Below are 26317 nucleotides of genomic sequence, written 5' to 3'. Positions count from 1 at the left end.
GAGTTTGCAGGGAGAATAGGAGAGTCTGGCTGGATTGACTATTGATTAATTTACTTTGAATCCTGTTTCTTTTACTATTGCTCCCCATCGTTTGGATTCAGAAAGAATAAATTCATTTGTTTTTTCTGGAGAGGAGGCAATTGATTGGAAATCAATATCTTTCAAACGTTGGGTGATGGCAGGTTGCGACATGGCTTCATTAAAACGCTGGCTTAATTGCTTAATGACCATATCATCGGTATTGGCTGGCACAAGTAGTGCTGTCCACATCATAAATGTCAGATCAGGTAAGCCTTGCTCTTTGAAGGTCGCTACATCAGGTAGGGCAGAGTCACGGTTTTCACCAGAGGTGGCAATGATTTTCAATAAACCTTCTTTGTAAAAAGCTTCAAGGTTTAAGCGTTGGGCAAATAAAGAGGTTAACCGTCCTCCCACCAGATCCTGAACATATCGGGAGCCACCAGTGTAAGGTATATTAACCAGTTGTATGCCGGTTGCCTTATTCAGGATAAAACCGGCAAAATGTGATGGGTTGCCGGTTGAAAAAGAACCATAGTTGGCCTGATCAGGATGACTATTAATCCATTCAACAAATTCTTTGACATTTGTAGCCGGGACTTCTTTGTTAATTGCCATTAACATGGGAGCAGCAACAAAGCCGGTAATGGCCTTAAAGTCTTTGTCTGCTGAGTAGGGCAGCTTATCAAACGTATATGGATTAATACTTAACATACCACTACTGCCCATAAGAATCGTTTTACCATTGGGCTGTGCACGGGCAACATGCTGGGCGGCAATAGCACCGCCTGCTCCTGGTTTGTTTTCAATAATAATGAGTTCATTAAAAAGTTTGTTATATTCTTCTGCAACCACTCGCATGGCGGTATCCAGAACACTGCCAGATGAGTAAGGAACGACTACGGTAATAGAGTCGTTCCGGGCAAATACAGATGCTGAATGGGAAAATAACGTGATACCAAACGCTAAAACAGCCATTTTTTTTGTGAATTTCATTGTTGTCTCCAGTATTTTTTTTAAAAAAACTTATTTATTTGTTTTGCAATAGTCAATGGTTTTTCAAGAGGGACCATATGACCAACACCCTCAATTAAAATGGGACTGTCACACGCGAATAGCTTGGAAATTTCCTGGCTGCATTCAGGAGGGTTGATTTTGTCTTCCGCTCCGCATAATAAGGTGACAGGTACCTTGTTATGTGCCAGTGTGTCACGGCAAACAGTACGTTCGGCAATGGCTATATTCTGGCGTAATGCAACGTCCTGGCCCATGGACAACATTTTTTCTTTCATGTTGTCCAGTTGATTTGTTTTGTGGGAAAAAGATTCAGCAATCAGGAAGGGGGCAAGGCGATTTAAAAAACCGGTGAAGTCCTGCTGGATAGCTGTCATGGATTTTTTACGGATTTGTGCACTTTTTTCAGTTTCAGTATTTAAAGACGAACCTATTAAAACTGCCGCTTTTAGTGTTCTATGCGGACGGCCAAGCATTTCAAGTGCAACATAACTTCCCATCGAAAAACCGCACAGTACGATATTGTCTTCTTGATTCAGGTCACCAATAGCTTGCCAAGCATCGTCAGCCATGTCTGTAATGGAAGTTTGGCTGCTTACATCCAGTATCCGTACTTCAATACACGGGTCAATATGAGCCTTGACTTCATCCCAAATAGAGGCAGGGTTCATCAGGCCGGGAATGAGCAATACAACATTTTTCGTCATGCTATTACCTTGTCTTTTTTCAGTTGTGTGAGCGCTTCTTCCCGCAGTCGGTGCTTGATAAGTTTGCCGACCGGATTGCGAGGTAACTCGTTCATTAAAAGTAGATATTCAGGGATTTTAAAGTTGGCGATTTCTTTTTCTTCTTTCATGAAGCGTTGTAATGCCTTGAAATCTAATGTGTCATTACGAGGCACTATGCAAGCGCATGCTTTCTCGCCCAGAATGTCATCGGGTATGCTTACTATGCCGACCTCCAGTACATCATCGTAACCACTGATAATGCTTTCAATTTCTTGTGTGGATATGTTCATGCCTCCTCGAATAACCAGGTCTTTGCATCGACCGACATATTGGTAGTATTGATTACGGTCACCGGCAATTTGGAAAAGGTCCCCAAGCTTGTAATATCCTTCATCGTCAAAAGCGTTGCGAGTCATGGCGTCATTTTTGTAATAACAACTAAAAATGTTGGGGCCTTTATAGTGCATTTCTCCCGGACGGTTGGGCTCGGTAATAAGCTCGCCCGTTACGGTATCTACAAGTTTTGTCTGGATTTTTTTTGTTGTGGAAACATGCCATTCAAAACCTTCCACACCGGCACGCGGGAAGTATTTTGCCCGTAATATCGGATCGGGTATGTCACGATAACCACTGGTGAAACCAGCCCCTTCATTAGAACCGAAATGATTGATAATCTGCACATTGAATTTTTCTTTAAAAGTGCGGACAATCCAGTCGGGTAAAGGGGCTGAACCAGAGCCCAGGGTTTTTAAAATATTAAAATCAATGCCGGCTAACAGGCTTTCGTTTTTAAGAAGCTTGCTTAAAATAGTGGGAGCAACCAGGGTATATTGAATTTTTTCATCCCTGATTTGTTGCAGGAACACTTCAAGATCAAAAGGATTGTGCTGTACAACGGTTGCACACAGTTGCAGCCATGACATGAATGATAATGAAATGCCGGCCATATTGACTAAAGGAAACGGGTTTAAAATTCGGCTATGGCGCGCTAGTTCTGGACCTTCAGTCATGGAGGGAGTAATAACCAACCATTCGTTATGGCTGCGTGGTATACCTTTGGGAAATGCTTCCGTGCCTGAAGTCCAGCAAATTGTGAATACATCATTGGCGGTAACAGGGTTTGCCCGGACAACATTATGCAGATTGTTTTGTTGCGTTGCATTTAGTCCGAGTTTCATGTGCTTTTGTACGTCGACGACGAAAGGAGAATCCACAGCTCCCCAGGAAAAGACAGTACGTAAAGCAGCTACCTTGTTCTCACAAAAATCGGTAAATAAGTGTGTTGCATTGTAGGCGTGATTGACTGTGCCGATTCTGCTGCAACAGATGGCACCCACAGCGTTGCTTATTTCGAGTATTTGCCGCAGTTCATGGGCACGGTATTGTGCAGGCACCGGAGAGACGATAACACCTAGTCGAGCACATGCCAGATAGACAAGGAATTGTTCTATGCAGTTAGGCAGTTGCATTACCAGTACATCATCTTTGCGAATGCCATTTTCAATTAGAATAGCGGCGAATGTCTCGGATTCTCTGGCAAGGTCGCTCCAGGTAAGTCGACGGGCAGGGCCATCCATAAACGTATCGCGATTACTGGCGTCAATAACAGCAATTGCATGTGGATTTTCAGCACAATTTTTTTGGAATATATCCCAGATGGTGGTTGTGCCCCACCATCCTTTTTCTGTATATTCAGAAATTTTTTCGTCGCTTACCAATATCATGGTGAGATCCCCCTTTTTAATATCCGCGTTTCATCCGTTCAGCACTGACCCAGGTCGCATGGAAGCCATGAGGGACTCGTTGTGGTAAACGAATGCGTGTTATTGGTCCTTTGGTAATGTCTTTTGCATCAAAAACACAGACAAAAGAGGCTTCCAGCGTCATGTCGTACATGAAGCCCACCAGATAGCCGTCATCTTCTTCTACCCAATTATCTTTAGGAGCGAAGGGCATCTCACTGAACCATTTATCCATCCCTTCGTGGTAACTGGTTGCGGTTCCTGTCAACAAGTCTTGTTTTACCAGTCCGCAAAAACGAGGGTCTTCCCGTTGCAGGCAGCGTGCCATTAATACGTTCCAGGTATAGCGGGTTTTATAGCCTTGCATCCATGAGTTGATGACCGGAAACTCTTGATTGAAAATATCATCAAGAATACGTTCTTTGGTTTCTCCGGTACGCAAGTTGAAGCGCCATTCATAGAACATGAAGTCATGCTCGTGTGTTGCTACCAGTTTTGCAAAGCGTTCTGCTTCAATATTGCCATCCAGATCACGGGGCAAGCGAAAAGGTGTTCCGGTCATGACAATTTCTGTGCCGCCCTGTCCGTCATCCTCTTCCCAAGCATTGGAAACGTGATACATATAGGCTGGTTTGGCCTCAAACCACCTTACTTGCTCCGGGCTTCCATGACGAGGGACGATCCCAAAGCGAGAGGGCATATCGGCATAAAATTTTAGTTTGTGACGGCCAGATGCAAAGGCATCCATATCGTAGAATAGCGGCAGGTCATGGACAATACTGTAGTTCTCGGAAAAGGCCATGTCGTGTGGCAAGCGAGGACCAGGAAGCTCAATCGGGAAGAGCGTTTTCAGCTCTCCTTCCTTGCTGAGAACACCATAATGCATGTAGGGTGCTTCTTTTCCATAGGCAAAGAATAAAAACTCACCGGTTCGTTCATCAACTTTGGAGTGTGCTGATATTTGCAGGTTTTTTAGACGTTCGTCATTAGATACAGGGCCGATGGTAGACATGTCTTTGGGATTAACCAGATAGGGCATACCACCAAGCCACCACATTGAAATGAAATTGCCAGCAAAGTATTTGACATCCGTATTTGAGGTGTTTTTCATTGGCATATCAGGGCGCTCTTTACGAGGTGATTCTTTTATGCCTTTCCATAAAGCCTTGCCAGCGGCTATTTCTTCTTGCAGACCTTCGGTCATGACCCAGCGGTTTTGGTAAAACGCTTTTCCATTTTCAAATTTGACGGCATGCAGCATACCGTCACCGTCGAACCAGTGATATCTGCCTTCCGCTTTATAGTAGCGGTTTGGGCCATTGCGGACATGTATGCCATTCAGGTCTTTCGGGATTTCTCCCTGAATATCTGTTAACTCAATCGTCAGCTCTTCGTTAACTGGAGCAAATCCCCCTTGCAACGTTCGGACTTCATGTGTAGGAGTAGGTGTCAATGTATCCATGTTTATCTCTCTATGAAAATAAGTTGATTTTTAACTTGTTTAATTGGCAGAAGGCATGACGGGGCGTCTGGATTGGGTGATGCGATAACGACCGGCAATAAAAGAGGCGTCTGTTAGTGATGCATTGCCCGCAGGATTCAGACCGGTAACGTGATAGTCACTGTATGCTGCAGCGAAGTTAAGTGGCATTGGGCCGGTCAGGTTGATGGTAAGTTGGGCGCCAGCACGTGCATATTTCTGTTCACATAAATGGATGAAGGCTTCGTCTTGGGAGTAAACAAATGCAGTCAGTCCACCAAACTCATGGACATCAGTTGTGGCTTGTTCAAGTGCGTCATTTTCATCTTCACATGCAATAATAAAACTGATAGGGCCAAAACGTTCCTGGGTATACATGTCGCGTTCCGTTTTCTCAAGCTGAATCATGAGTGGTGTCGCTGTGCGTGCATGGGGGTATTCCGGGTGCAAGTAAGATTGGCTTTCCAGAATCACGGTGCCTCGTTTGTTGCCTTCTTCACTGAGCTGTTTTAATAGTGAAATCGTGTCATCTGATTGGATAACGGAAAGAATCATGGCGGCCCGTTTGGGGTTTTGTGAAATTGCCTGTATGGCGATAGCCAGTTTTTGTGCAACTTCCTGAAGAGGTACTATGCCATCAGGAGTTTGAACACCCGCTTTGGGAATATAGATATTTTGCGGACTGGTGCACATTTGCGCACTGAACATGCAAAGTGTTGTGGCAAGACTGCGCACGACAGCATCCAAATCGTTGGTGGAAGCTAGAATAACTGTATTGCAGCCAGCCGTTTCCGTATAACAAATGGCAGGATGGGCATTTTCTTCGACCCATTTGCCAAAACGCACGCTACCGGTGAAGTCTACAATGGCTGTTTTGGGATGTTTGATAATATCTTTGCCGATGGGGTGTTCAGCTGTATCCAGTGCCAGGCAAACCAGGTCAGGATTGAAACCATGTTCGGCCAGTACTTGGCGGAAAACATTAACAACGATAGCCATTGGCAGAATGGTGGCAGGATGGGCTTTGACAATAACGGCATTGCCGGTTGCCAGACTTGCCATCATAGAGGGCAGGGCATTCCAGGTAGGAAAACTGGCACAAGAAAAACAGACACTAATTCCTTTAGGTATTAAGCGATAGTGTTTTTCCATTGATATGGTGCTTGAGCCAAAAGAACGTGACCAGTACGCTTTTTGTGTGACTGATTTCATCGATTGATAGGCATAAACAAGCGCTTCAATGCCCCGGTCAAGTGCATTGACGCCTGATCCGGTATATGACATATTAAAACTTTGTCCCGTTGTATGCATGACAGCATAGGTCAAGGTAAATATATGTTGTTTGTACAGTTGCTCAATAACTTCCAGTAAAATTCCTGTACGGGTTTCAATCGAAGTGTTTGACCAGGCTGTCATTGCCTGCTCTGCCGCTTTGAATAATGTGTCCAGCTCAGAAAGCGGATAGCGTACCCCCAGCGCCTGTTTGGTGTAAGGTGATATCTCATTGCCCAGGTATCCGGCAGCGGTACCCGGCTGGTTTATGGAAAAATTTCCGTTCAGGTAGCTATTGAAATTTTCCAGTCCTTTTTGTTTTGCCGTCTCGCTATCGGGATAGCTTGCCGGAGATTCCGCAAAAGGGCTCCAGTGATGTCGTTCCAGACAAGCCTGTTGAGCTTGCTGGAAAAGATCCTGGTGCTTTGTAAAAAGATCTATAAATTCATAAAGTTTATTCATTTTCGTTTCACTCGTTTTATATAGTTGAATATGAAGCACGAAGCGATTTCTTATCAATTTTGCCAAGGCTGGTGAGCGGGAGTGTGCTGACAAACTGAATTGATTTTGGTGAACAGATTGAGCCTTTTTTTTCTTTTACAAAATCAATGAGCTCTTTCTGGTTATATTCTTTGCTGTCTTTTGTCACAATAATGGCCTTGACCGCTTCACCCCATTTGTCATCAGGTATGCCAATAACAGCAGCCTGTTCAACAGCCGGGTGGCTTGTAAGAACATCTTCAATCTCTCTTGGGTAAACATTAAAACCACCAGTGATAATCATGTCTTTCTTGCGATCAACAATGAAAAAATTGCCTTGGCTATCCTGGCGGGCCATGTCGCCGGAGTGGAGCCAGCCATCAATAATAGTGGAATCGGTGAGTTCCTGATTGTCCAGATAACCTGACATAATGAGCTCGCCACGAACACAAATTTCACCTACTTGGCCAGGCTCCACTTCTTTGCCTGATTCGTTCAGTAGCGCTACATTGAGGTTGGGAAAGGGACGACCAGCAGATTGTAAAATATTTGGTGTATCACTGAAATGTGCCGAATTATTAAGAATCAAAATGGTATTGGGTGCTTCAGTTTGGCCATATGTTTGTACTAGTGAATTTCCAAAATAGCTCATTGCTTCGCGAATTCTTTCTGGCATCATGGGGGCAGCACCATAAACAAGTGCCCGCAGGCTGGACAGATCTGCGGTTTTTATTTGTTTGTCGTTAAGCAACGCATACAGCATTGTCGGGACCACGAAGGTGTGCTGTATTTTTTCGGTCGCTACGACATTAAACCAAGTTTCGGTACTAAATTTTCGATGTAAATAGACGGTTCCCCCTCTGAATAGGGTAGGGTAAATAAATGAACCGGCACCGTGCGATATGGGAGCCATGCATAATGTACGTACACCAACCGGCCATTCCAAACCCTGTAACCATAATTTGGTATTGGTGAGCATGGAGCGATTGCTTAACATAACCCCTTTGGATTGCCCTGAAGTTCCTCCTGTAAAGGCCAGGCGTATGATGGTTTCGGCATCTCCTTTTGCTTCAAGACGGTTTGGGGGCTGGATCGACTGACTTAAGGTATGCAAACATGGAAAAGACATTTTTTCATCATGACTGAACCAGCGCGAGGGTAAATCCAGCATTTTTTTGAGCTGCATGGCTCTTTCAGCATAATGTGATTCCGTCACAATACAGGCGGGTTGGCACATTTTTATTAAGGATGCGTGGTCATCCAGACCAGCCATCGGGTGTAATGTAACAGAGCGTGCGCCCATTATATAAGCAGCAGCCATGACACAGAACATACCTATACTGTTGCCAGCTAGTTGAGCAATGACGTCACCTTGGTGAATATTTTGTTTTTCCAGAAAACAAATAAGCCTTTGGATACGCTGCTTCAATTCAGCATAGGTGACACTTTCATTTTCATCAACTAAAGCACAATGGTCCGAGTAGGTTTCAAAAGCATCCAGCATCATATCGCCAAGACGCTTTTGCTGAAGCAGTTTTTCCATGGAAAGTGGGGGGGTCATGGCAATGTCTCCGCGGGTACTGATAATGGTTGATTGTGTTGATGAGTGCTAATTAATTTTTTAAATGTTGCCATTGCTTGTGTAACAATCGTGCCATCTGTATTGGTGATTTCAGCCGAGCAAAAGGCTAAATGTTTGGTTTGCCGAATGACGTTTGCCTCTACTTTCAGTACGTTTCCTGCGGCAGCAATATAGTGTGCCGTCATGCTGGTTGTCACGACAGGCGTTATTTTTTCATTGGCGTACCCTGCGGAATAACCCATTACAACATCCAGGAGGGTGCTTAAGGCGCCACCGTGTGCAATGCCTATGCCATTGGCATGTAATAAAGAATTGAATTTCCAGGTCAGGATTGCGTGACCGGGGCGAACAGAGACTTGTTCTATGCCCATATGCTTAAGAAATGTCGGAAAGTGGTAATCCTTTACAGTTCTTCCAAGATCCAAATCAAAAAGATGTCCCAACTCATTCCCCCTATAAGTGTTTTTCTATCATTAGTAACAGTGTATACTGAAAAAAACACTTAAACAACACAAATGGTATCAACATATGGACCTTTCATTGAATAAATCACAAATAGGTGTGCAAACGGTAGGACGAGCCATGCAACTTGTCCGGTTTCTTTCTAGCAGGAATAAAGAAGGAGCAAGATTGACTGATATTGTTGAATATAGTGGCTTAAGTAAACCTACCGTTTATCGTTTGATTAAAGAATTAATGGCTTGCGGTATGGTGATGCAGGCGGCAAATAGACGTTATCACTTAGGGCATTTTGCTTATGAATTGGGATTGGTTGCCGCCAGCAATTTCAATTTGAGGGATATTTGTGAGCCGTCATTGAATCGATTGGCAGAGATTACCGGAGATACGGTATTTTTAACGGTGCGTAGTGGTGATGACTCATTTTGTCTTGATCGTAAAACAGGGCATTTTCCGGTTAAGGTGTTTTCCCTTGAAATTGGTCACCGGCAACCATTGGGGGTGGGGGCGGCTGGCTTGGCTTTACTAAGCCAAATTCCAGAAAATGAAATGAAGATAATTATTCAAAATAATGAAAGGTTTTTAGGAAGTTATGGCGGAATGAACGGTGAGAATTTGTTGCGTTTAGCACAAAACGCTCGGAAAGCGGGTTATTCTTTTTTATCCGATTTTGCGATTCCTGGCGTATCGGGCATTGGTATGGCGGTAGTCGACATGATGGGGTATCCGGTACTGTCCCTAAGTGTGACAACTATTTCCAGCCGCATGACCTTATCACATCAAAATGAGGCCCGTAATGCTTTACAAAAGGAGGTGGTTCATTTGCGTAATTTATTGTGCAGACAGAATCCGCTTTTACTTAATAAAAAACAATCTACGTGCGTGTAATATGCACAAAGACAGTAGAGGATTAAGTTGTGTATTTTGATAAAACCCAGCATTAGCAATGTAATTCTAAGGCTTGTTTGAATTGAGGCAAAGGGACTCCATCGACCCTGTTTGCCAATCAGAGTAACAACCATCTTCTCTGCTGGCAGTCAAGGCGCCGTAGGGTGCTTACAGATGTGAGAGGGTTTCCTGCGCAGATTGCGTGACGTGTTCCTTAAAGGCTGACCTGGCCCTGATTAGGTAATCATCGTTGAAGCTGGCAACATTTTTATTATTGCAGCCATCCTTGACTTGGCTGATGACATAGCTGCCCTTGGCGCAATGCCTGAGAATCAGCAAGTCATATTGCAAGGCGCTATGGGGATTGTAATGCTTGAAGATTTGCGGCAAGCCTTCCTTCAGGCCTTTTTCGCTAAGCCAGCCAGAGCGGGAATAAAATGCGGGGTTGGCCTCTTTCTGGCAAGGTAGCGCCAGGTTTATATAGAAAGGATTATCTTTGTGAACGCGGTCATCAAAGTTTCTGTACAAATAGGCAGTTTCCATGGGACACCCATATAAATCAAAATGTTATGCGGGCATTATCCTTTGCTTATGTTAAGAAACAGTGACAGTTTCTGTATGGAAATGTTTTTGTTGCAGGTCTTTCTTTGCTGCCTGTCGTGGTGTAGAGCTGGCTATATCAAACTCTTTGGCATAAGCTATTAATTCAAAGAAAGTAAAATAGTTCTGCACCAATATGGGATAACAATTGATTTAAATTAATTATATGATTGTTTCTTCAAAAAAATGAACAGACGAAAATAACTTATTGCCATATTTTTGACAAGAAATTGCCGTAGCTGATTATACATTAGCGATTTGTTTTTGTATTTAGTTACATAATGGTGTTCTTGAGGAACGTAGATGCGCAGTTTTATTGCTATAGCAATGTTGTTTGACGGTCCGCTAAGGAACATCGTTCCAACATCACTGGGCGTGGACTCTCTGAGAGAGTTGATTAACCAAGACTAAATTTTTTAAGCTTGAAATATGACGATTAATATTGAATCATTGGGTTCGGTTCGTGCGCAGCTGGGTGAATGCCCAATATGGGATGTGGGGAATCGCCAGTTATGCTTTATGGATTGCCGGGGTGGTTATATTTACCGGCTTGATCCGGCAACAGGTCAGATAATTCAAGCTTATCGTGTACCTGCTCCTGCCGGATCATTTGCCTTGAATGTAGATGGCCGTTTTTTGGTAGCCTTGAAAGAGGAAATGGTATTGTTTGATCCGGTTTCAGGTGAGATTGAATGCATTGCCAGAATTGATGATACACACTCAAATCTGCGTCTGAATGATGGTGAAGCCATGCCAGATGGCAGTTTTGTAGTTGGAACCATGCATGTTCCTCGGGAAGAAGGGCAGTACCCATTGGGAGGACTTTACCGGCTTGCTCCAGATGGTTCTTTTGAACAACAGGACAAGGGGTTTGGTGTGACTAATGGTCCATGTGTAAGCCCTTTGAATGGGCGTCTTTATGTAAGTGATAGCAGTGTGCAAACTATTTATTCTTATGAAATCACGCCTTTGGGTAAATTAACTGATCAACGTATTTTTATCAATACGGGAAAATATGGCTCCGGCCCTGATGGTTGTTGTTTTGATAGGTTAGGGGGGTTATGGATGGCATTAGTACGAGAAGGGGCAATAGCACGATTTGAAGCGGATGGTACATTAACACATAAAATTAAAATGCCAGTGTCACATCCTTCCTCATTGTGTTTTGGTGGTGATAATCTGGATGAGTTGTTTGTAACAAGCATTAGTGATAGCGGTCGTTTGCGGGCTGATGGCCCGTTCGATGGTGCCGTTTTGCGTATTCGTGGTATTGGGATACAGGGGTTTGCACCGGCTAAAACCCGTATTGGTATGTCAGTGTAGTTAACTCCCCAATTGCCTGTAAGCCAGAAAACGGCGTTCTTTGCCAGAAACCTCTTCTGCTACAAAATCCAGAAAAGCACGGATTTTGGCTGGAATGATCGGCGTGTCCTGAATCGTCGCATAAATCCCGTCCTCAAAAGAGGAGTTGGTTAAACGAAACTCCGGTAAAAGCCTAACCAGCCGACCTTGGGCAATATCGTTGGCTACCGTATAGTCATCCAGCAGGGCGATGCCTTCGCCTAGCCGTGCCAGTTCTAGCAAGGCAATGCCATTATTACTGATATGCCTTGGATTCAGAGTGGCTTCTTCAGTGCCATTGTCGGACAAATACCAGCATATATAACGTTCTCCGGGTTTTTGATAACACAGACAGGCATGATTGCTTAGCTGGGCTGGCGTAATGAGTTCTGGCATTGTTGCGATATAGTCCGGTGCGGCAACGAGATAACGCTCACTTTTGAATAGAATGCGGCGTTTGAGTCCGGCCTCTACGGGTGGGCTGATGCGAAAATCAATATCAATCTGTTGCTGGCGTAAATCGGCATGGGTTTCTGACAGAAGAAGCTCAATCTTTATATCGGGATACAGATTACGGAAGCGTGCAACAAGTGGTGTCAGTACACCCACTCCGAACATGACCCGGGAGTGAACCCGTAACAAACCCTGTGGTGAAGAACTAATGGCGGTAATGCTGTTGTGAGCGTGATTGATGCTCCACAGGATGCCTTCCAATTGGTGGGCATACTCCTGGCCAGCCTCGGTCAGCATCACCTGACGGGTTGAACGTAACAGCAGTTTTACGTTGAGCTCCTGTTCCAGTTCGGTAATCAGGCGGGACACAGACGTGGCTGACACTGCAAATTGGCGTGCGGTTTCGGTAAAACTGCCGTTGCGGGACACCGACAGAAAAAATTCCATTGCTTTAAGACGATCCATGATTACTCCAAAAAATGCAGGATAGACAATCTATTTTTGCTCATTCAGCAGGTTTTTGATTGTAATTTAATATTGGTTTTGGATTGCTGCAAAATATGCAGTTCAGATAATATATTTTTGGTTATTCCATATGGTTTTGATTGTAATTAATATTGATCCATGTCAATCAATACACAGAAAAAAGGATTTCCCATGGATTTCGGAGTATTTATTCTTGCTCAACAACGTGGCTATCACCAGACTTCCAGCCAGGTCATCAGTAATTCAGTTGAACAGACCATCATGGCAGAACAGGCAGGATTCAGTAATGCCTGGTATGCAGAGCATCACTTTAACAACTATTCATTATCTCCTTCCCCGTTAATGATGGTGGCGCACTGTGCCGGTGTGACCAAAAAAATTCGTCTGGGTACTGGCGTTTGTATTTTGCCGCTGTATCATCCGGCCCGTTTTTTGGCTGAAGTTGGTTTTGTAGATACGATTTCCAATGGTCGTCTTGATCTGGGTATTGGTTCCGGTTACCAGGCTTTTGAGTTTGAGCGTTTTGGGGTCAAAATGGAAGACGCCTTCAAAATTTATAACGAATTCCTGGATATTATTCCTATGGGCCTGCAGCAGAAATCTTTCGAATATCAGGGAGAATTTCTGTCTATTCCACCAAGCTCTATTGCGGTGCGCTGTGAACAGCAGCCAATGCCACCTGTCTGGGTCACTTCGGGCAACCCGGTTGCGCTTGGTCGCGGTGTACGTGAAAACCACAATCTTTTCGTGACCGCTTTGCTGAATGGTAACGATGCCATCAGGCAATTGCGTAGCCGTCTTGAGCAAGTGGCCCAAGACAATGGCCGTGATCTGGATCGTGATGTCAAATTCGGTTTCCTGCGCTGTGGCTATGCCACTGATAACAACGCTGAAATTGATTCCTATCTGGATTGCGCCCGCTTCCAGCGCCGTATTTCAGAAAGCCTGAAATACCGTCGTGCCCAGTCTGAAGATGGTTACATGATTAAGGAAGTTCCTTCAGAAAAAGACGTGACGCTGGATGAGTTGCGCAAGAACCTGCCAGTCGGTTCAGTCAACGAGGTGATTGACAAATTGCTGGAAGAAATCAGCATTCTGAAACCAAAACACATTGCCTTGCAAACCCAGCTGGGTGATTTCGATCAAAAGACCATGCTTAAACAAATTGAACTCTGGGGTGACAAAATCATTCCGGCCATTCAGAAAGAACTGAGCCTGACGGCTGTTGCCTAAGGCACCGGGTTGAAACCCAAGGAGACAATCATGCGTATTCATCTCACCAATGCCGGTGCCATTACCGTTATTGAAGCTTCAAATTTCCGTCAACTTGATGTGTTGATTGACCCTCAGTCTTCCGAGAAGCTGGAGCAGGCCATTGCCAAAATCGGCAGCAGGGATGGTGAAAACCATATCCGTCTGTCACCCGCAGTATTGCGCTTTCTGTCATGCAAAGCGGGAGAGGCGCAATGGGAAGCCGGTTTTACGGCAATGATCGAGTATGCCGCAAAGGCGGGCTGGGTTGATGAAAAGGGTAATGTGCGTGCCCATATCGTCCGCAATGAGAGTGATGAGGTGGTATCTCAAGTTGAGTTCAAAGCGGCCATGCGTGCCTTGCCTGCAGGTGTCAGCGCGGTGACGACAGGTAGTGGTGATGAAGTGGCCGGACTGATCGTGTCAAGCCTGACGTCGATTTCTGCCGAGCCGCCGCTGGTGGGTTTCTTTATTAATGAAAGCGCATCGATTGTTCCGGCCTTATTGGCGAATGGCCGTTTTGTTGCCAATGTACTGGGTGAGGAGCATCGTGAGGTGATGTCTGCCTTCCTGTGTGAAAAGCAGGGGCGTGCCCGTTTCTCCAAGGGTAACTGGGGCAGTGGTTTGCATGCGCAACCCGTTTTGAATGATGCCTTGGCCAGTGTTGAATGCGACATTGTCAATACCCAGGCCTTGGGTACACACCGCATGATCGTGGGAAAAATACGCCGCTCTGCCAGTCGTCATGCAAGCCCCATGGTCAATTTCAATGCCGGCATGCATCGACTGGAGGCACTGCCTGCCTGATTTATAAATATTGCCAGCCTTACCCTGGTATCCGGGGCACACATTTCTGTGGCCCCTGTCTGGGGTATAAGGCTTAATTATCAAGATAATAAACAAGACAAAATCATCATGACTGAAAAATTTGTTCATATTGAAGTATCCGGCTACGTTGCGCTGGTGACAATGGATCGCAAACCCGTCAATGCGCTCAGTCGCGAAATGCGGCGCCAGCTGGTTGCCACCTTTGATGAAATATCGGCAAGAGAAGATGTGCGCTGTGCGGTTTTAACGGCCACCGGATCGGTATTCTGCGCGGGTGCAGATCTGAAAGATCGTCCGAATGAGGATATTCCAGGCGATTTTCTGGAACACAATCGTATTACGCGTGAAACGGGCAATGCCATCCGTGAGTGCGCCAAACCGGTGATTGCCGCAGTAAACGGTGCGGCTTTGGGAGCGGGGCTGGGTCTGGCCGCTGCCTGCGATATTTTATATGCCTCTGAAAATGCGACCTTTGGCATGCCTGAAATTAACGTTGGCCTGGCGGGCGGAGCATCAATGCTGCGTACGCTTTTTGGCCGTTCAACCTTGCGTCGCATGTTTTATACCGGACAGCGTTTGACGGCGTATGATCTGCTGCGCCGGAATGTGATTGAAGAGGTGCTTAAACCCGAAGAATTACTGCCCGTTACCATGAAGCTTGCCCGTGAGATTGCCTCCAAAGCACCTTTGGCGACTATTTACGCCAAACGGGCGGCCAATATGGTTGATGTCATGCCGCAGCGTGATGCATATCGTTTCGAGCAGGAATATACGATGATGTTGGCTAAAACCGAGGATGCACGTGAAGCCCGTATGGCTTTTCTGGAAAAACGCGCACCTGTGTTTAAGGGGCGTTAATCCATGGATACACTTGTTAAGCAACAGCCAGGTGCTGGCATGGATGTTTTTTTCTCGGCCAATGCCGTTGCCGTAATTGGTGCGTCAGACGACGTGACTAAAATTGGCGGGCGTCCTATACAGTTTTTGCTGAAGTATGGTTATAAGGGGCAGGTTTATCCGATTAACCCCCGTGGCGGCATGATCCAGGGCTTGCAGGCTTATACGTCCATTGGCGAATTGCCGGGCAGGGCAGATATGGCCGTGCTGGCTGTACCCGCATCAGCAACCGTTCAAGCTTTAAAAGATTGCGCCGCAGGTGGTGTTCGCGCTGTGGTGGTCCTGTCTTCCGGTTTTGCCGAAGCAGGAGAAGAGGGCGCACGGCTACAGGCCGAGCTGCTTGCTATTGCACGCAAAAACGGGATTCGTTTGTTGGGCCCTAACTGCCTGGGCACTATTAGTGTGGCTCAGGGGGTGATTGCTTCCTTTTCCATTATTCTTGAACAAAGCATGCCGCCTGCCGGTCATGTGGGTATTGTGTCCCAGTCCGGTAATGTGGGCAGCTATGCGGTACAGAATATTGCCCGCCGTGGCCTAGGGCTGAGCCATTTTATTGCGACTGGTAATGAAGCGGATATTGATGTCGCTGACGGTATTGCCGCACTTGCCAATGACCCTCAGACTCACCTTATTTTATGCTGCATGGAAACCTGCCGTGATGCCGACAGGTTAACTTATGCGTTAGAACTGGCTAGAAAAAATAACAAACCAGTTGTTGTGCTGAAAATCGGTTCCACCGAACAGGGGCAGGCTGCCGCTGCTTCACATACGGGGGCGCTGGCCAGTTCCGATGCGGTGATTGATGCGGTTTTCCGTCGTTATGGTGCATTACGGGTTCATTCCATTGAGGCGTTGCTGGATATTGCACATGCCGCTTCCCTGCTCTTGCCCGGTAAATTGCCCAAAGGCGACCGCATCACCGTGGTGGCGGCTTCGGGTGGCTTTGGCATTATGATGGCGGATGCAACCGTTAAGGCAGGCCTGACGCTTGCTACATTGACTGAGCAGGCCAAAGCCAAAATAAAGGCGGTGCTGCCGTTGGCTGGCACGAATAATCCGGTAGATGCAACCGCCCAGGTTTCATCTCGCCCCGATGTGTTGTACGGCATGTTGTCTGCCCTGATGGAAGACCCGTCATCAGATGTCACTCAGGTCTTTTTATCGCTTTCCCTGTATAACACGCGTTTGCGTGGTGTTTACATGGAAGCATTACAAAAGATTCGTGCCAATTACCCTGAGCGTTTGCTGGTGGTTACCAGCCAGGGGCCAGCCGATGCCGTGAAAGAAATTAATGAGCTGGGTATTCCGGTTTTCCCCAGTATTGACGCAACCGCGCAAGGGCTGGCCGGTCTGGTTCAGATGGGGCATCTTTCAAATGTGGGTGAGGGTATACCTTACCAGGGCGTGATTGAATCACTTGATCGCAATGCGTTCCGTAACGAATATACCGCCAAGCGGGCGCTGGCGACCGCCGGTATCCCGGTGCTGGATGAAGTGGTGGTCACTTCGGCAGACCAGGCGGGACAGGAAGCCAGCCGAATCGGTTTTCCGGTTGTGCTCAAGATTGTTTCCGAAGATATTCAGCACAAGACGGAAATTGGCGGTGTGATGTTGAATCTTGGCAATGAGGCCAGTGTCCGGTCTGCTTATGAACAGATTATGCAGTCCGCCAGAAAGCATGCGCCGAATGCAAGGCTTGATGGGGTATTGGTGACACCGATGGTCCAGGGGGGGGCCGAGCTGATTATGGGTATTTCAAAAGACCCGGTTTTTGGCCCGGTGGTAATGGTAGGTACAGGTGGCATTTATGCAGAGGTTTTGCAAGATGTTGCGCTACAGGCAGCACCGGTTTCCGAGTCTGAAGCACTTGACATGATTCGTTCTCTCAAGCTGTTTCCCATTCTGGATGGTGCTCGCGGGCAGCCAAAGGCTGATGTTAAGGCTGCGGCCAGCACACTGGCAAAACTGTCACACTTCGCCTGCCGTTACGCCAATGATGTGGCGGAAATTGATATGAATCCGGTTCTTGTCCGCCCTGAAGGACAGGGGGCAATTGTGCTTGATGCGCTTCTGATTCCGACAAATAACGTTGTATGACACTATTAAGGTCAAGTATGGATTTTTATTCTAAACCTGTTATTCCCAATCCAGCTACCTCACCGGATGCTTATCGCAAGCATGCCCGGGAATGGCTTACAAATAATGTTCCGACTCATATGCTGGCCGACAGTCTGGATTATCGTGCGCCAACGCTGCAAGAGTCCAGTGACTGGGAGGCAGCCATGTATCGGGCTGGCCTGGCCGGCATGACCTGGCCCAAAACGTATGGTGGCCATGGTCTTGGTTTACGTGAACACTTGGCGGTGAACAAGGAAATTGGTGCTTTGGCCATGCCTGAAAGTGTCAGCTCCATTGGTAAAGAGTTGGCTGGTCCAATTATTATGACGGTGGGTACGGAGGCGCAGAAGCAGACGTTTTTGCCTGCTATTTTGCAAATGAAAAATTATTGGTGCCAGGGTTTTTCAGAGCCGGATGCCGGGTCGGATCTGGTTCGACTGCGTACCAGGGCCATACAAGAGGGCGACAGCTGGCGCATTAATGGCCAGAAAATCTGGACCAGCGGGGCGGCCAAGGCGCATTATTGTTTGTTATTGACCCGCACCGGGACTGTAGCCGACAAGCATCGCGGTTTATTGATGTTTGCGGTTCCCATGGACACGCCAGGCATCAGGGTCGTGCCGATTCGTTCCATTGATAACAAGGAATCCTTTGCCGAAGTGTTCTTTGATGATGTGGTGGTACCTGACAGTGCCCGTCTGGGTGCGCCTGATGAAGGCTGGGGGGCCGCGATTCGTGTGTTATCAATAGAGCGGGCGACTAACCGGATGTACCGGGCCTGGCGTTTTGAGTGTGAATTGCGTCAACTGGTTCAGGCGAGCCTGTCAGACAGGGAGCTGTCACTAAGGCTCAAGGAAAGTTACTATCAGCGTCGCATCGGTCAGGTGCTAAGTGAAATTGATGCGCTCAAAGGCTTGGTGGAAAAGTCGGTTGATCAACTCATGGCGGGAGATGCGATTGGTGCGCGTGGCTCGTTGACCAAACTGTACTGGTCCGAGTGTCACCAGGCTTTCATGGCCTTGGCGCAGGAAATTGTGTCCCAGGTGGGGCCGTCTTCCAGCGCGCTGGCGCAGCGTGCCCGACAGCATTTCACGACAGCTTATCTGTTCTCGCATGCCGAGACGATTTACGCCGGCACAACGGAAGTGCAACTGGATATTATCGCCCAACGTATTATGCAATTGCCAAAGGATATTTAATCATGAGTTCTCAAGAAGAGAGTTTGCGGCCAGAGGAGTTCGCAGAAGCAGCAGGAGCGGCGGTAGCTGATACGCAGGGTCGCGGTTTTCGTGAGGCGGCTGCCGTGCTGGCCACATCGGGTCTGTTTGGTGTTTGTGCCAGCGAAGAAAGTGGCGGACTTGGCCTGGATCTGGCGTTTGGCGTTGCGGTATGTGAGGCCGCCGGTAAATTGCAATTGCATTTTCCGCTGGTGGAACAGATGGTGCTGGCAAGTGCATTTACCGATACGGAGATTGCCGGGGCACTGGTTTCTGGTGACAAGGTAGCCACGATCGCCTGGCAGGGTGGCTTGTCAGATAAGTTTGTGACGCATGTTGCTTATGGGGGTGATTGCGACTGGGTTTTGGTGGCCGATGAGCAAGGCGCCAGCCTGATTGAGCTGGCATCGGTATCCGTGCAGGCCAATGACACGCTGGACCCTGATTTTCCCCATTATGACATCAACCTGGACAATGCCATTGTCAAGGCCCGTTTGTCAGCAACGCAATACGCCACGTTGCAGGAGCATGCACAGATGCTATACAGCGGCTTCATTAATGGTTTGAGTGCGCAAGCCTTGCAACGGGCGGTGGACTATATGTCTACACGTGTGCAGTTCGGGCGTCCGTTATCGGCTAAACAGGTGGTTCGGCATACGCTGGCACGCATGCGGTTGCTGCATGAAACCTCAACTGCCGCATTGTTCAGGGCCTTGCGCAAGAATGAGTTTAGTGAGGTACGCAGTATTGGCCCGGCTTTTTCCGGAGCCATTGCCAATGCGGTTTTTATTATTGAAAAGGCCATCCATCTGCATGGTGGCATGGGGTTTACCTGGGAACTGCCATTGCATTACTCCCTTCGGGAAGTGCGCAAGATAGAAGCCGCTTTTAATAATGGGCACAGGCTTGAAATGCTGGGTGCACAGTTTATCGCAACGGTATAAGGAAATATGATGCAACAGGATATGGCGGGCCGCGTGGCCCTGATTACCGGTGCCGGTAACGGAATCGGAAAAGAAACAGCAATGCAAATGGCAGCCCGTGGCGCTATTGTGGCTGTTAATGATCTTAAAGAAGAGTTTGTCAGTGCCGTTGTTGACGAGATTACGGCAGCCGGGGGCAAAGCGTTTGGCGTTGTGCAGAACATGTCAAGCCGTGAAGGCGTGGTTGCTGCCGTACAGCAGGCCTATCAGCACATGGGCAGACTGGATATTCTGGTGAACAATGCAGCCTGGGTAAGATATCAGGCTATTCCCGATATCATGCCCGAAACGGTGGATCGCATGATTGATATCGGTTTCAAGGCCATCATCTGGGGGCTTCAGGCAGCCGTAGAGGTGATGGATGAAGAGCGTGGCGGGGTTATTGTCAATGTGGCCTCAACGGCAGCGTTGCGCTCTACCCTGAACTCGGTAGTGTACTCCGGTATTAAATCCGGTGTGCTGGGGATTACCCGTGCAGCCGCTGCCGAGCTGGGTGTGCGCAATATTCGTGTCAATGCGGTATGTCCTTCAGCAGTGCCTACCGAGGGTACCCAACGCAACCGTAATGCCGAGCGTGATGCCAATCGTATTGCCCGCACGCCAATGGGACGGTTGGGTACGGTTGCTGACATTGCCAGGGGCATCTGCTTTATGGCCAGTGATGAGGCCGGTTTTATTTCCGCCCAGGCCTTGGTGGTTGATGGCGGCGTGACTTTCACCAATATTTAACGGGTGACCAGGGCATGCCAACTATTCTGATTACAGGAGCAGCCTCCGGTATTGGCAGGGCTACGGCGGTATTGTTTGCCAGCCGTGGCTGGCAATGTGTGCTGGTGGACCGTAATGCCGAGGCCTTGGCGGCATTGCTGCCAACGTTACCAACCAGTGAGGGACGAACTCATTTGAGTCGTGAGCTTGATCTGACCAATCCTGCTGATATTCAGGTTTTGTCTGACCTGGCTTTGTCGCTGGATGCCATTATTAATAATGCGGGGATGTCGGATACCAGCGGTTTGTCTCTTGTCGATCAGGATAGTACTCAGTTTGAGCGTTTGCTGGCACTGAACCTGCAGGCACCGGCTTGTGTGGTTGAAGCCTTGGCAGCACAGCTGGTGCCGGGTGCCCGTGTGGTGAATGTGGCTTCGGGGGCAGGTTTGCACGCCATACCTCTGCGTGGGGCGTATAGTGCCACGAAAGCCGGTTTGATTGCACAAACCCGGGTACTGGCAAAGGTACGGCCCGATTTATGCGTCAGCGTGCTTTGTCCGGGTTTTGTGCGGACCGAGCTGGTGGCCGAGCTGATTGCTATCGGGCGTTTGAACCCTGCCGATGCGGTCGCTAAAATCCCCTTGGGCCGCATGGCTGAACCACAGGAACTGGCAGAGGCGCTGTTCTTTTTGGCTTCTGCCGGTGCCGGGCCGCTTTCCGGTGAACGAATCAGTTTTGACGGAGGCTCTTCCGTTTTTGGTGGCAGCAAGGCTTTTTTGCCAGCGACCCATGCCACCATGCCGTTTGATATGGCGGTATCTTTTCAGCTGACGGCCTGCCCTGACAAGGCATGGGAAACCGCATTGAATAGTGGGCAAACGGGAGAGGATAAGGCCGGGTACGCTGCAACCATTGATTTTTCTGCCCTTGCGGCCAAAGAAGGGCAGGTGCTTCAGGCGGTACATCAGGCGGCGGTAAGATATGGCAAGGAAAATGGGGCAGGCAGCAGTTTGACCCTGTTATTACCCGCCGGAGATCAGGATGAGACATCTTGGCCAAACAGCGGGGATCTGGCCGCCGCACGTATGTTGGTGGCAACACTGGCTTGTGAGCTGGGGCCGCAAGCGATGCGTATCAACGCCATTGAAGCAGATGCCAATGTTCAGCCAGATATACTGGCCCCCTTGCTGCAATTTGCAGGTGGAGCAAAGGCCCAGTTCTTGACAGGACAAACCATCCGGGCTCGTTCTTCATCGGGCTTATCTAACATCTAAACATAGCGCTTAAGAAAATACCCATTTTATCGAGACAGCTGAAACCATGAATGACTATACGCCAGAGCAAGCGCAGATCAAAGATTACTTTATGACTGAACGGGGTTATTGGCGCCCCTGGACTGAAACGGTTTTGCGGCATAACCCGCAGTTTTTGCAACATTATGCCTCTTATGCGGGGTATCCGGCGCGTACCGGGCCGCTGTCGCAACGTATGATAGAGCTGATTTACATTGCCCTGGATGCCTCTGCTACACACCTGTTTGCGGCCGGTTTGCGCACGCATTTGGATTTTGCCCGTAAGCTGGGTGTAACGCCAGTCGCGGTTTTTGATGTGTTGCATCTGGTGGCCTGTCAGGGACTGAGTCATGTTTATGATGCGGCGGGTATTCTGGCTGATGAACTTGGTCTTGATGCGGCAGAGTCAATGTCCGAAGAACAGCGTACACGCGTGCAACGGCATTTTCATGAAGTGCCGCCTTTTATGGCGCAACTGGCCAGGCTGGATTCAGCTTATCTTGATGTGGTTCTTGATTTCCTGGAGGGTGGCGGATCAGACCCGTCTATGGGGCTGGTGCCTGAGGAGCGCATTTTGGTTGAGATTGCCCTGGCAGCCTGTTTTACCGGGTTCAATGCCAATATGTTGCGTGTACGGATTCGCGGCGCTTTAAATATGGGGGTAACGCAGGCTGAAATCTTGCAGGCTATACAGCTGGGTGCGCATTTATCCATCCATGGTACGGCATTGGGTGCGACGATATTAGAAGAAAGTTGATTTTTTCAACTTGGTGATTTGTATTGATTGTAAGGGCAGCAGGTTTGCATAGAAACCTGCTGCCTTTTTCTTAGTCGAGCTTGATATTCAATGCGGTAATGATATCGCCCCAGGTTTTGGAGTGGGCTTCAATCAACTCTCCAAATGCCTGTGAACTGATCATGCGTGCTTCCGCTCCTTCAGCCCTGAACCTTTCCTGTATCTCTGGTGAAGCCAGCGCCTCGTTGACCGTCTTGTTCAGTATTTCGACGATATGGTCAGGCGTTCCGGCCGGTGCCAGTAAACCATACCAGGAATAGGCCAGCATTTCCGGGGTGCCTGACTCATGGAAGGTAGGGACAGAGGGGGCGGTTTCCTGGCGTTCTTCAGAAGCCAGGGCAATAGCTTTTAACCGGCCTGCCTGAAGGTGTGGCAGTGAGGTTGAAAGGGCATCAAAGAACAGGTCAACATGGCCCGCAACCAAGTCTGACAGGGCCAGGGAAGCACCTCTGTAAGGGACGTCAATAATATTAACATCAGTGGCCGAGCGGAACATCGACAAGACCAGATGGGTTGACGAACCGTTGCCTAGCGTGGCGGTTGAGAGCTTGCCGGGATGGGTTTGCGCATAGCTGACGAGTTCCTGGACATTATTGGCAGGAACCGAGGGGTTGGCGACCAGCACGAAAGGGGTCAGGCCAGCCAGTGCCACGGGTTTGAAGTCGGCAAGTTTATAAGGAAGCTTGCTGAATAGGTGAGGATTGCTTGACAGGGTGGTTGTGACCGCCATAAGCAGGGTGTAGCCATCGGGTTTGGCGCGGGCAACCGATTCGGCACCAATAATGGTGGATGCGCCCGGTTTGTTTTCCACGATGACTGGCTGTTTCAATTGGTCGGACAGTTTCTGGGAAAGAAGGCGGGCCAGGATATCGGTAAAGCCGCCTGGTGCATAAGGTACGACGATTTTAATGGGTTTGTCGGGATAATTGCTGGTTGTTTGCGCATGTAAAGGCGTTACGGCCAAAGCCAGTATTGAGGTGGCAAAAAGGATCGTGCTTCGGAAAAGCTTCATGTACAGTCTCGCTCCAGTTGAATGTTGGATTGTCAGTGAAAAATTTGTTTTTTTTGTAAGTTGTCATTTGATAACAACCTGTTGTTTATACCTGATAGCGGCTGTTCTGATAAGGTGAAATGAATGCAGAACAATACTGCAAATACAGGAGAGGTTCTGTTCCCTGCCGGAAGATATCATCATACAGGGGCAGTCTTCTGAATGCATGCAGGTGCAGGCTACCCCATCAAACAATCAATATGGACTGGATATAAAGGAAGGATTTGGGATGAATGATCAATGGCTGGGGATTGCGGGGCGGGTTGTTGCTGTTACTGGTGCAAATGGCGGTATTGGGCGGGCAACGGTACGGGCGCTTCTTGAGAACGGTGCGCACGTTGCCATGCTGGACCGTGAGGCATTGTCAACAGAGGAAGTGACTGAACTGCGAGCTGATACAAACGGGCAGTGTATTTCACTGGCGTGTGATGTGGCTGTGGATGAGCAGGTTGAGGCTGCCGCAGAGGCGGTGAGCAGGCAGTTGGGTGACTGCTTTGCACTGGTTAACAATGCGGCGGTGTCTGTGCCGGAGCATCTGGATATGATCGACATGGCAGACTGGAGCCGACAGATTAATATAAACCTGAACGGTTACTTGCGTTGCGCCCGTGCTTTCGGTCAATCCATGCGGGCCCATGGTGCTGGTTCCATTGTGCATGTCGCTTCAATTGCCGGTTCCAATCCCCAGCCTTTCAGTGGTGCGTACAGCAGTACAAAAGCGGCTATTCTTATGTTGTCGCGACAATTAGCCTTTGAGTGGGGGCCGCATGGCATACGCAATAATGTGATCAGTCCCGGGCTGACCCGTACCCCGCTTACCGAGCCTTATTATGCTGATTCGCAAATGCGTGAGCAGCGGGAAAATGCCGTTCCCTTGCGTCGCATTGGTGTTCCTGAAGATATTGCCAATGTGGCGATATTTCTTGTGAGCGACCGTTCTTCTTATATGAATGGTGCTGAAATGGTGGTGGATGGCGGTTTCACACAATCACTGATGAGTCATATTTCCCGGCCACGGCGTGCCTGATTTGCCATCCAGAGCCATTTTGTAAAAAAAACCCTTGGCATTAACATGCCAAGGGCAAATATCTACGAAAATAATAAAAAAACCAAAGGTTCCATACAGGCTTTGTCAGGCAACTGAATGTCTTGAGTGAACGAAAGCGCAATGGCTTCATTCACTCCAGTGGCCTACCCCCTTGTTGTTACGGTTGTAGCGGTTTCATTAACTACGAAACCGCCGCTGTGCTTGCAATAGGCCAGCCCTTAGAAGCGATGCTGCAGGCCAACGCCAATCAGGGATGTTCTTAGCTTGGCTTTCGGGTTAACCGCACTGTCGTCAAACTTCAGGCGACCGGTACCATAAGAAGCCATGGCATAAACCAGGCTGCGCTTGGACAGGCTGTATTCATACCCCAGACTGAAGATGCTCAGGCGGCCTTTAACCCCATCGAATCCATGATCATTGTTCTTGGTGGCGCTGCCCTGGTATGAAAACAGGATTTTGCCCGCCTCACCCACTGGTGCCGTTAAGCCTACCGTCCAGGCTTGCTGGCGGTAACCATTGGTTTGTGAGTACGTCAGGCCATCGGCACGCATACCACGGGTAAAGGGCGTAAACAGACTATTTAAACCGATACTGCTGGCCCCCATTTCCGCGGCGACACCATTTGCATTGCCAACAGCACCACGCACCTGGCCATAACCCAGATCCAGTTTCACCACATCGAAATCATAGGTGCCAAACAGGTTCCACATATGAACCGTGCCTTTATGCTTCTCTGTTCCTGTCACTGTCACGTTTTTTTTATCGGTACGGAAACGGTCATAAGACACGCCAATGGCCAGGGGGCCATTGTTGTAGCTACCACCCGCCGTAATCCAGTTGGAGGCCTGCTTGGTTTCGGTTTCAATACCGTTCCAGTCCATTTCCTTTTTGTTGGTATCGCCTGAATAACCAAGACCAAACTTGAAGCCTGAAAAAACCGGGCTTGAGTATTTAATGGCATTATCCATACGGGCAAAAGTGGAAGCACCAAATGCGCCAAAAAGCTGGCCGGCCTGCTGGTAGCCCACATTGAAAGGACCTTTGGTACCGATTGTTTCAACGGCAATGCTGTATTGGCGCCCTAATGTGAGTGAGCCCCAGCTTTCACTGCTTAAACCGAAATAAGCCTGACGACCAAACAAGCGTCCTCCCTGAAGCGCATTTCCGTTACTGACATCAAAACCGTTTTCCAGCAGGAAAATGGCCTTGGTGCCATTGCCCAGGTCCTCACTGCCTCTGAGACCCCAGCGGTTGCCGTTACGGACCCCATTGAATTTTGCCATGCCGAAATCACGGTTTTCGATCCGGTTATCGCCCTGTGTTACTTTGTTTTTTTGATAACCAATACCGGCATCTACCAGACCATAAAGTGTGACAGAGCTGTTGGCATAGGCAGCACCCGAAAAGCCGGCAAGAAGTGCCGTGGCAAGCAAGGTTTTTTTCATTAAGAATGTCTCCTGATAAAAATTAATTGGTTTTATAAAAGTGGTACAGCAACATCGAAAGGATGTATTCAGTTAATAATTTTTTTGTGAGGTTGATAGCGGTAAGTGAAAAATCGGGTTCATATGGCCTTACACGCTCG

General features: G+C 48.2%; 23 protein-coding genes. 12 read left to right on the top strand and 11 right to left on the bottom strand.

The features are described 5' to 3' along the window. Positions 1-45: 45 nt before the first annotated feature. From IE074_RS05940 to IE074_RS05910, 7 genes are read right to left on the bottom strand one after another with little or no spacing between them, the layout of a single operon-like run. Positions 46-1014 (bottom strand): Bug family tripartite tricarboxylate transporter substrate binding protein, encoded by a 969-nt coding sequence (locus tag IE074_RS05940; RefSeq protein ID WP_189384521.1) that lies wholly within the window; start codon positions 1012-1014, stop codon positions 46-48. Between the two features lie 20 nt (positions 1015-1034). Continuing rightward, the gene (locus tag IE074_RS05935) at positions 1035-1739 is read right to left on the bottom strand and encodes an alpha/beta fold hydrolase (protein ID WP_189384520.1); all 705 of its coding nucleotides are present in this window, start codon (positions 1737-1739) and stop codon (positions 1035-1037) included. Then, positions 1736-3484 (bottom strand): class I adenylate-forming enzyme family protein, encoded by a 1749-nt coding sequence (locus IE074_RS05930; protein WP_189384519.1) that lies wholly within the window; start codon positions 3482-3484, stop codon positions 1736-1738. The genes IE074_RS05935 and IE074_RS05930 overlap by 4 nt, the downstream gene beginning before the upstream one ends. Before the next feature lie 16 nt (positions 3485-3500). Further along, on the bottom strand, positions 3501-4964 hold the full coding sequence (locus IE074_RS05925; RefSeq protein ID WP_189384518.1) for a carotenoid oxygenase family protein: 1464 nt from the start codon (positions 4962-4964) through the stop codon (positions 3501-3503). A 39-nt stretch (positions 4965-5003) separates the two neighbouring features. Further along, entirely contained in the window at positions 5004-6716 is a 1713-nt protein-coding gene (paaN, locus tag IE074_RS05920) for a phenylacetic acid degradation protein PaaN (protein ID WP_189384517.1), read from the bottom strand. Between the two features lie 16 nt (positions 6717-6732). After that, a complete protein-coding gene (locus tag IE074_RS05915; protein ID WP_189384516.1) occupies positions 6733-8295 on the bottom strand; it encodes an AMP-binding protein in 1563 nt (520 codons plus the stop codon). Further along, positions 8292-8759: a PaaI family thioesterase gene (locus IE074_RS05910; RefSeq protein ID WP_189384515.1), complete on the bottom strand. Its 468-nt coding sequence runs from the start codon at positions 8757-8759 to the stop codon at positions 8292-8294. The genes IE074_RS05915 and IE074_RS05910 overlap by 4 nt, the downstream gene beginning before the upstream one ends. A gap of 85 nt (positions 8760-8844) precedes the next feature. Here IE074_RS05910 and IE074_RS05905 point away from each other — a divergent pair, with 85 nt between their 5' ends. Continuing rightward, positions 8845-9663 (top strand): IclR family transcriptional regulator, encoded by an 819-nt coding sequence (locus IE074_RS05905; protein WP_189384514.1) that lies wholly within the window; start codon positions 8845-8847, stop codon positions 9661-9663. 168 nt (positions 9664-9831) lie between these two features. Here the strand turns inward: IE074_RS05905 and IE074_RS05900 are convergent, their stop codons facing one another. Next, complete coding sequence (locus tag IE074_RS05900; protein ID WP_189384513.1) at positions 9832-10206, bottom strand: hypothetical protein; 375 nt, start codon at positions 10204-10206, stop codon at positions 9832-9834. A gap of 486 nt (positions 10207-10692) precedes the next feature. Between IE074_RS05900 and IE074_RS05895 the strand changes: the two genes are divergently transcribed. Further along, the gene (locus IE074_RS05895; RefSeq protein ID WP_229793906.1) at positions 10693-11586 is read left to right on the top strand and encodes an SMP-30/gluconolactonase/LRE family protein; all 894 of its coding nucleotides are present in this window, start codon (positions 10693-10695) and stop codon (positions 11584-11586) included. Here IE074_RS05895 and IE074_RS05890 read toward each other — a convergent pair whose 3' ends face one another. Next, positions 11587-12522: a LysR family transcriptional regulator gene (locus IE074_RS05890; protein ID WP_189384512.1), complete on the bottom strand. Its 936-nt coding sequence runs from the start codon at positions 12520-12522 to the stop codon at positions 11587-11589. Between the two features lie 192 nt (positions 12523-12714). Here IE074_RS05890 and IE074_RS05885 point away from each other — a divergent pair, with 192 nt between their 5' ends. The 9 genes from IE074_RS05885 (at position 12715) to IE074_RS05845 (ending at position 22594) form a co-directional block, all read left to right on the top strand. Further along, on the top strand, positions 12715-13776 hold the full coding sequence (locus IE074_RS05885; protein WP_189384511.1) for an LLM class flavin-dependent oxidoreductase: 1062 nt from the start codon (positions 12715-12717) through the stop codon (positions 13774-13776). A gap of 30 nt (positions 13777-13806) precedes the next feature. Next, positions 13807-14601, top strand: coding sequence for a flavin reductase family protein (locus IE074_RS05880; RefSeq protein WP_189384510.1), 795 nt, complete (start codon positions 13807-13809; stop codon positions 14599-14601). 108 nt (positions 14602-14709) lie between these two features. After that, the gene (locus IE074_RS05875) at positions 14710-15480 is read left to right on the top strand and encodes an enoyl-CoA hydratase/isomerase family protein (protein ID WP_189384509.1); all 771 of its coding nucleotides are present in this window, start codon (positions 14710-14712) and stop codon (positions 15478-15480) included. Positions 15481-15483: 3 nt separating this feature from the next. After that, complete coding sequence (locus tag IE074_RS05870) at positions 15484-17616, top strand: acetate--CoA ligase family protein (RefSeq protein WP_189384508.1); 2133 nt, start codon at positions 15484-15486, stop codon at positions 17614-17616. 17 nt (positions 17617-17633) lie between these two features. Beyond that, positions 17634-18836, top strand: coding sequence for an acyl-CoA dehydrogenase family protein (locus IE074_RS05865; protein WP_189384507.1), 1203 nt, complete (start codon positions 17634-17636; stop codon positions 18834-18836). A gap of 2 nt (positions 18837-18838) precedes the next feature. After that, a complete protein-coding gene (locus tag IE074_RS05860; RefSeq protein ID WP_189384506.1) occupies positions 18839-19798 on the top strand; it encodes an acyl-CoA dehydrogenase family protein in 960 nt (319 codons plus the stop codon). A gap of 9 nt (positions 19799-19807) precedes the next feature. Beyond that, positions 19808-20566 carry an SDR family NAD(P)-dependent oxidoreductase gene (locus IE074_RS05855; protein ID WP_189384593.1) on the top strand — a complete coding sequence of 253 codons (759 nt, stop codon included), beginning with the start codon at positions 19808-19810 and terminating at the stop codon, positions 20564-20566. 14 nt (positions 20567-20580) lie between these two features. Beyond that, the gene (locus IE074_RS05850; protein ID WP_189384505.1) at positions 20581-21819 is read left to right on the top strand and encodes an SDR family NAD(P)-dependent oxidoreductase; all 1239 of its coding nucleotides are present in this window, start codon (positions 20581-20583) and stop codon (positions 21817-21819) included. A gap of 46 nt (positions 21820-21865) precedes the next feature. Then, entirely contained in the window at positions 21866-22594 is a 729-nt protein-coding gene (locus IE074_RS05845) for a carboxymuconolactone decarboxylase family protein (protein ID WP_189384504.1), read from the top strand. Between the two features lie 70 nt (positions 22595-22664). On the opposite strand, the gene IE074_RS05840 is transcribed toward IE074_RS05845, so the two are convergent. Then, positions 22665-23645, bottom strand: coding sequence for a Bug family tripartite tricarboxylate transporter substrate binding protein (locus IE074_RS05840; protein ID WP_189384503.1), 981 nt, complete (start codon positions 23643-23645; stop codon positions 22665-22667). Positions 23646-23913: 268 nt separating this feature from the next. Between IE074_RS05840 and IE074_RS05835 the strand changes: the two genes are divergently transcribed. Continuing rightward, positions 23914-24711 (top strand): SDR family NAD(P)-dependent oxidoreductase, encoded by a 798-nt coding sequence (locus IE074_RS05835; RefSeq protein WP_189384502.1) that lies wholly within the window; start codon positions 23914-23916, stop codon positions 24709-24711. Positions 24712-24950: 239 nt separating this feature from the next. Here the strand turns inward: IE074_RS05835 and IE074_RS05830 are convergent, their stop codons facing one another. Further along, complete coding sequence (locus tag IE074_RS05830) at positions 24951-26177, bottom strand: porin (RefSeq protein ID WP_189384501.1); 1227 nt, start codon at positions 26175-26177, stop codon at positions 24951-24953. Positions 26178-26317 lie beyond the last annotated feature (140 nt).

It is taken from the genome of Advenella faeciporci, from assembly GCF_014652395.1.
GTDB classification, from domain to species: Bacteria; Pseudomonadota; Gammaproteobacteria; order Burkholderiales; family Burkholderiaceae_B; genus Advenella; species Advenella faeciporci.
This window is presented reverse-complemented; position numbering and strand designations above follow the sequence as displayed.

Bases quoted from the DNA above. Each gene is read 5' to 3' on its own strand.
- IE074_RS05940 (WP_189384521.1), bottom strand. From the start codon at position 1,014: ATGAAATTCACAAAAAAAATGGCTGTTTTAGCGTTTGGTATCACGTTA.
- IE074_RS05935 (WP_189384520.1), bottom strand. From the start codon at position 1,739: ATGACGAAAAATGTTGTATTGCTCATTCCCGGCCTGATGAACCCTGCC.
- IE074_RS05930 (WP_189384519.1), bottom strand. From the start codon at position 3,484: ATGATATTGGTAAGCGACGAAAAAATTTCTGAATATACAGAAAAAGGA.
- IE074_RS05925 (WP_189384518.1), bottom strand. From the start codon at position 4,964: ATGGATACATTGACACCTACTCCTACACATGAAGTCCGAACGTTGCAA.
- paaN (WP_189384517.1), bottom strand. From the start codon at position 6,716: ATGAATAAACTTTATGAATTTATAGATCTTTTTACAAAGCACCAGGAT.
- IE074_RS05915 (WP_189384516.1), bottom strand. From the start codon at position 8,295: ATGACCCCCCCACTTTCCATGGAAAAACTGCTTCAGCAAAAGCGTCTT.
- IE074_RS05905 (WP_189384514.1), top strand. From the start codon at position 8,845: ATGGACCTTTCATTGAATAAATCACAAATAGGTGTGCAAACGGTAGGA.
- IE074_RS05900 (WP_189384513.1), bottom strand. From the start codon at position 10,206: ATGGAAACTGCCTATTTGTACAGAAACTTTGATGACCGCGTTCACAAA.
- IE074_RS05895 (WP_229793906.1), top strand. From the start codon at position 10,693: ATGACGATTAATATTGAATCATTGGGTTCGGTTCGTGCGCAGCTGGGT.
- IE074_RS05890 (WP_189384512.1), bottom strand. From the start codon at position 12,522: ATGGATCGTCTTAAAGCAATGGAATTTTTTCTGTCGGTGTCCCGCAAC.
- IE074_RS05885 (WP_189384511.1), top strand. From the start codon at position 12,715: ATGGATTTCGGAGTATTTATTCTTGCTCAACAACGTGGCTATCACCAG.
- IE074_RS05880 (WP_189384510.1), top strand. From the start codon at position 13,807: ATGCGTATTCATCTCACCAATGCCGGTGCCATTACCGTTATTGAAGCT.
- IE074_RS05875 (WP_189384509.1), top strand. From the start codon at position 14,710: ATGACTGAAAAATTTGTTCATATTGAAGTATCCGGCTACGTTGCGCTG.
- IE074_RS05870 (WP_189384508.1), top strand. From the start codon at position 15,484: ATGGATACACTTGTTAAGCAACAGCCAGGTGCTGGCATGGATGTTTTT.
- IE074_RS05865 (WP_189384507.1), top strand. From the start codon at position 17,634: ATGGATTTTTATTCTAAACCTGTTATTCCCAATCCAGCTACCTCACCG.
- IE074_RS05860 (WP_189384506.1), top strand. From the start codon at position 18,839: ATGAGTTCTCAAGAAGAGAGTTTGCGGCCAGAGGAGTTCGCAGAAGCA.
- IE074_RS05855 (WP_189384593.1), top strand. From the start codon at position 19,808: ATGCAACAGGATATGGCGGGCCGCGTGGCCCTGATTACCGGTGCCGGT.
- IE074_RS05850 (WP_189384505.1), top strand. From the start codon at position 20,581: ATGCCAACTATTCTGATTACAGGAGCAGCCTCCGGTATTGGCAGGGCT.
- IE074_RS05845 (WP_189384504.1), top strand. From the start codon at position 21,866: ATGAATGACTATACGCCAGAGCAAGCGCAGATCAAAGATTACTTTATG.
- IE074_RS05840 (WP_189384503.1), bottom strand. From the start codon at position 23,645: ATGAAGCTTTTCCGAAGCACGATCCTTTTTGCCACCTCAATACTGGCT.
- IE074_RS05835 (WP_189384502.1), top strand. From the start codon at position 23,914: ATGAATGATCAATGGCTGGGGATTGCGGGGCGGGTTGTTGCTGTTACT.
- IE074_RS05830 (WP_189384501.1), bottom strand. From the start codon at position 26,177: ATGAAAAAAACCTTGCTTGCCACGGCACTTCTTGCCGGCTTTTCGGGT.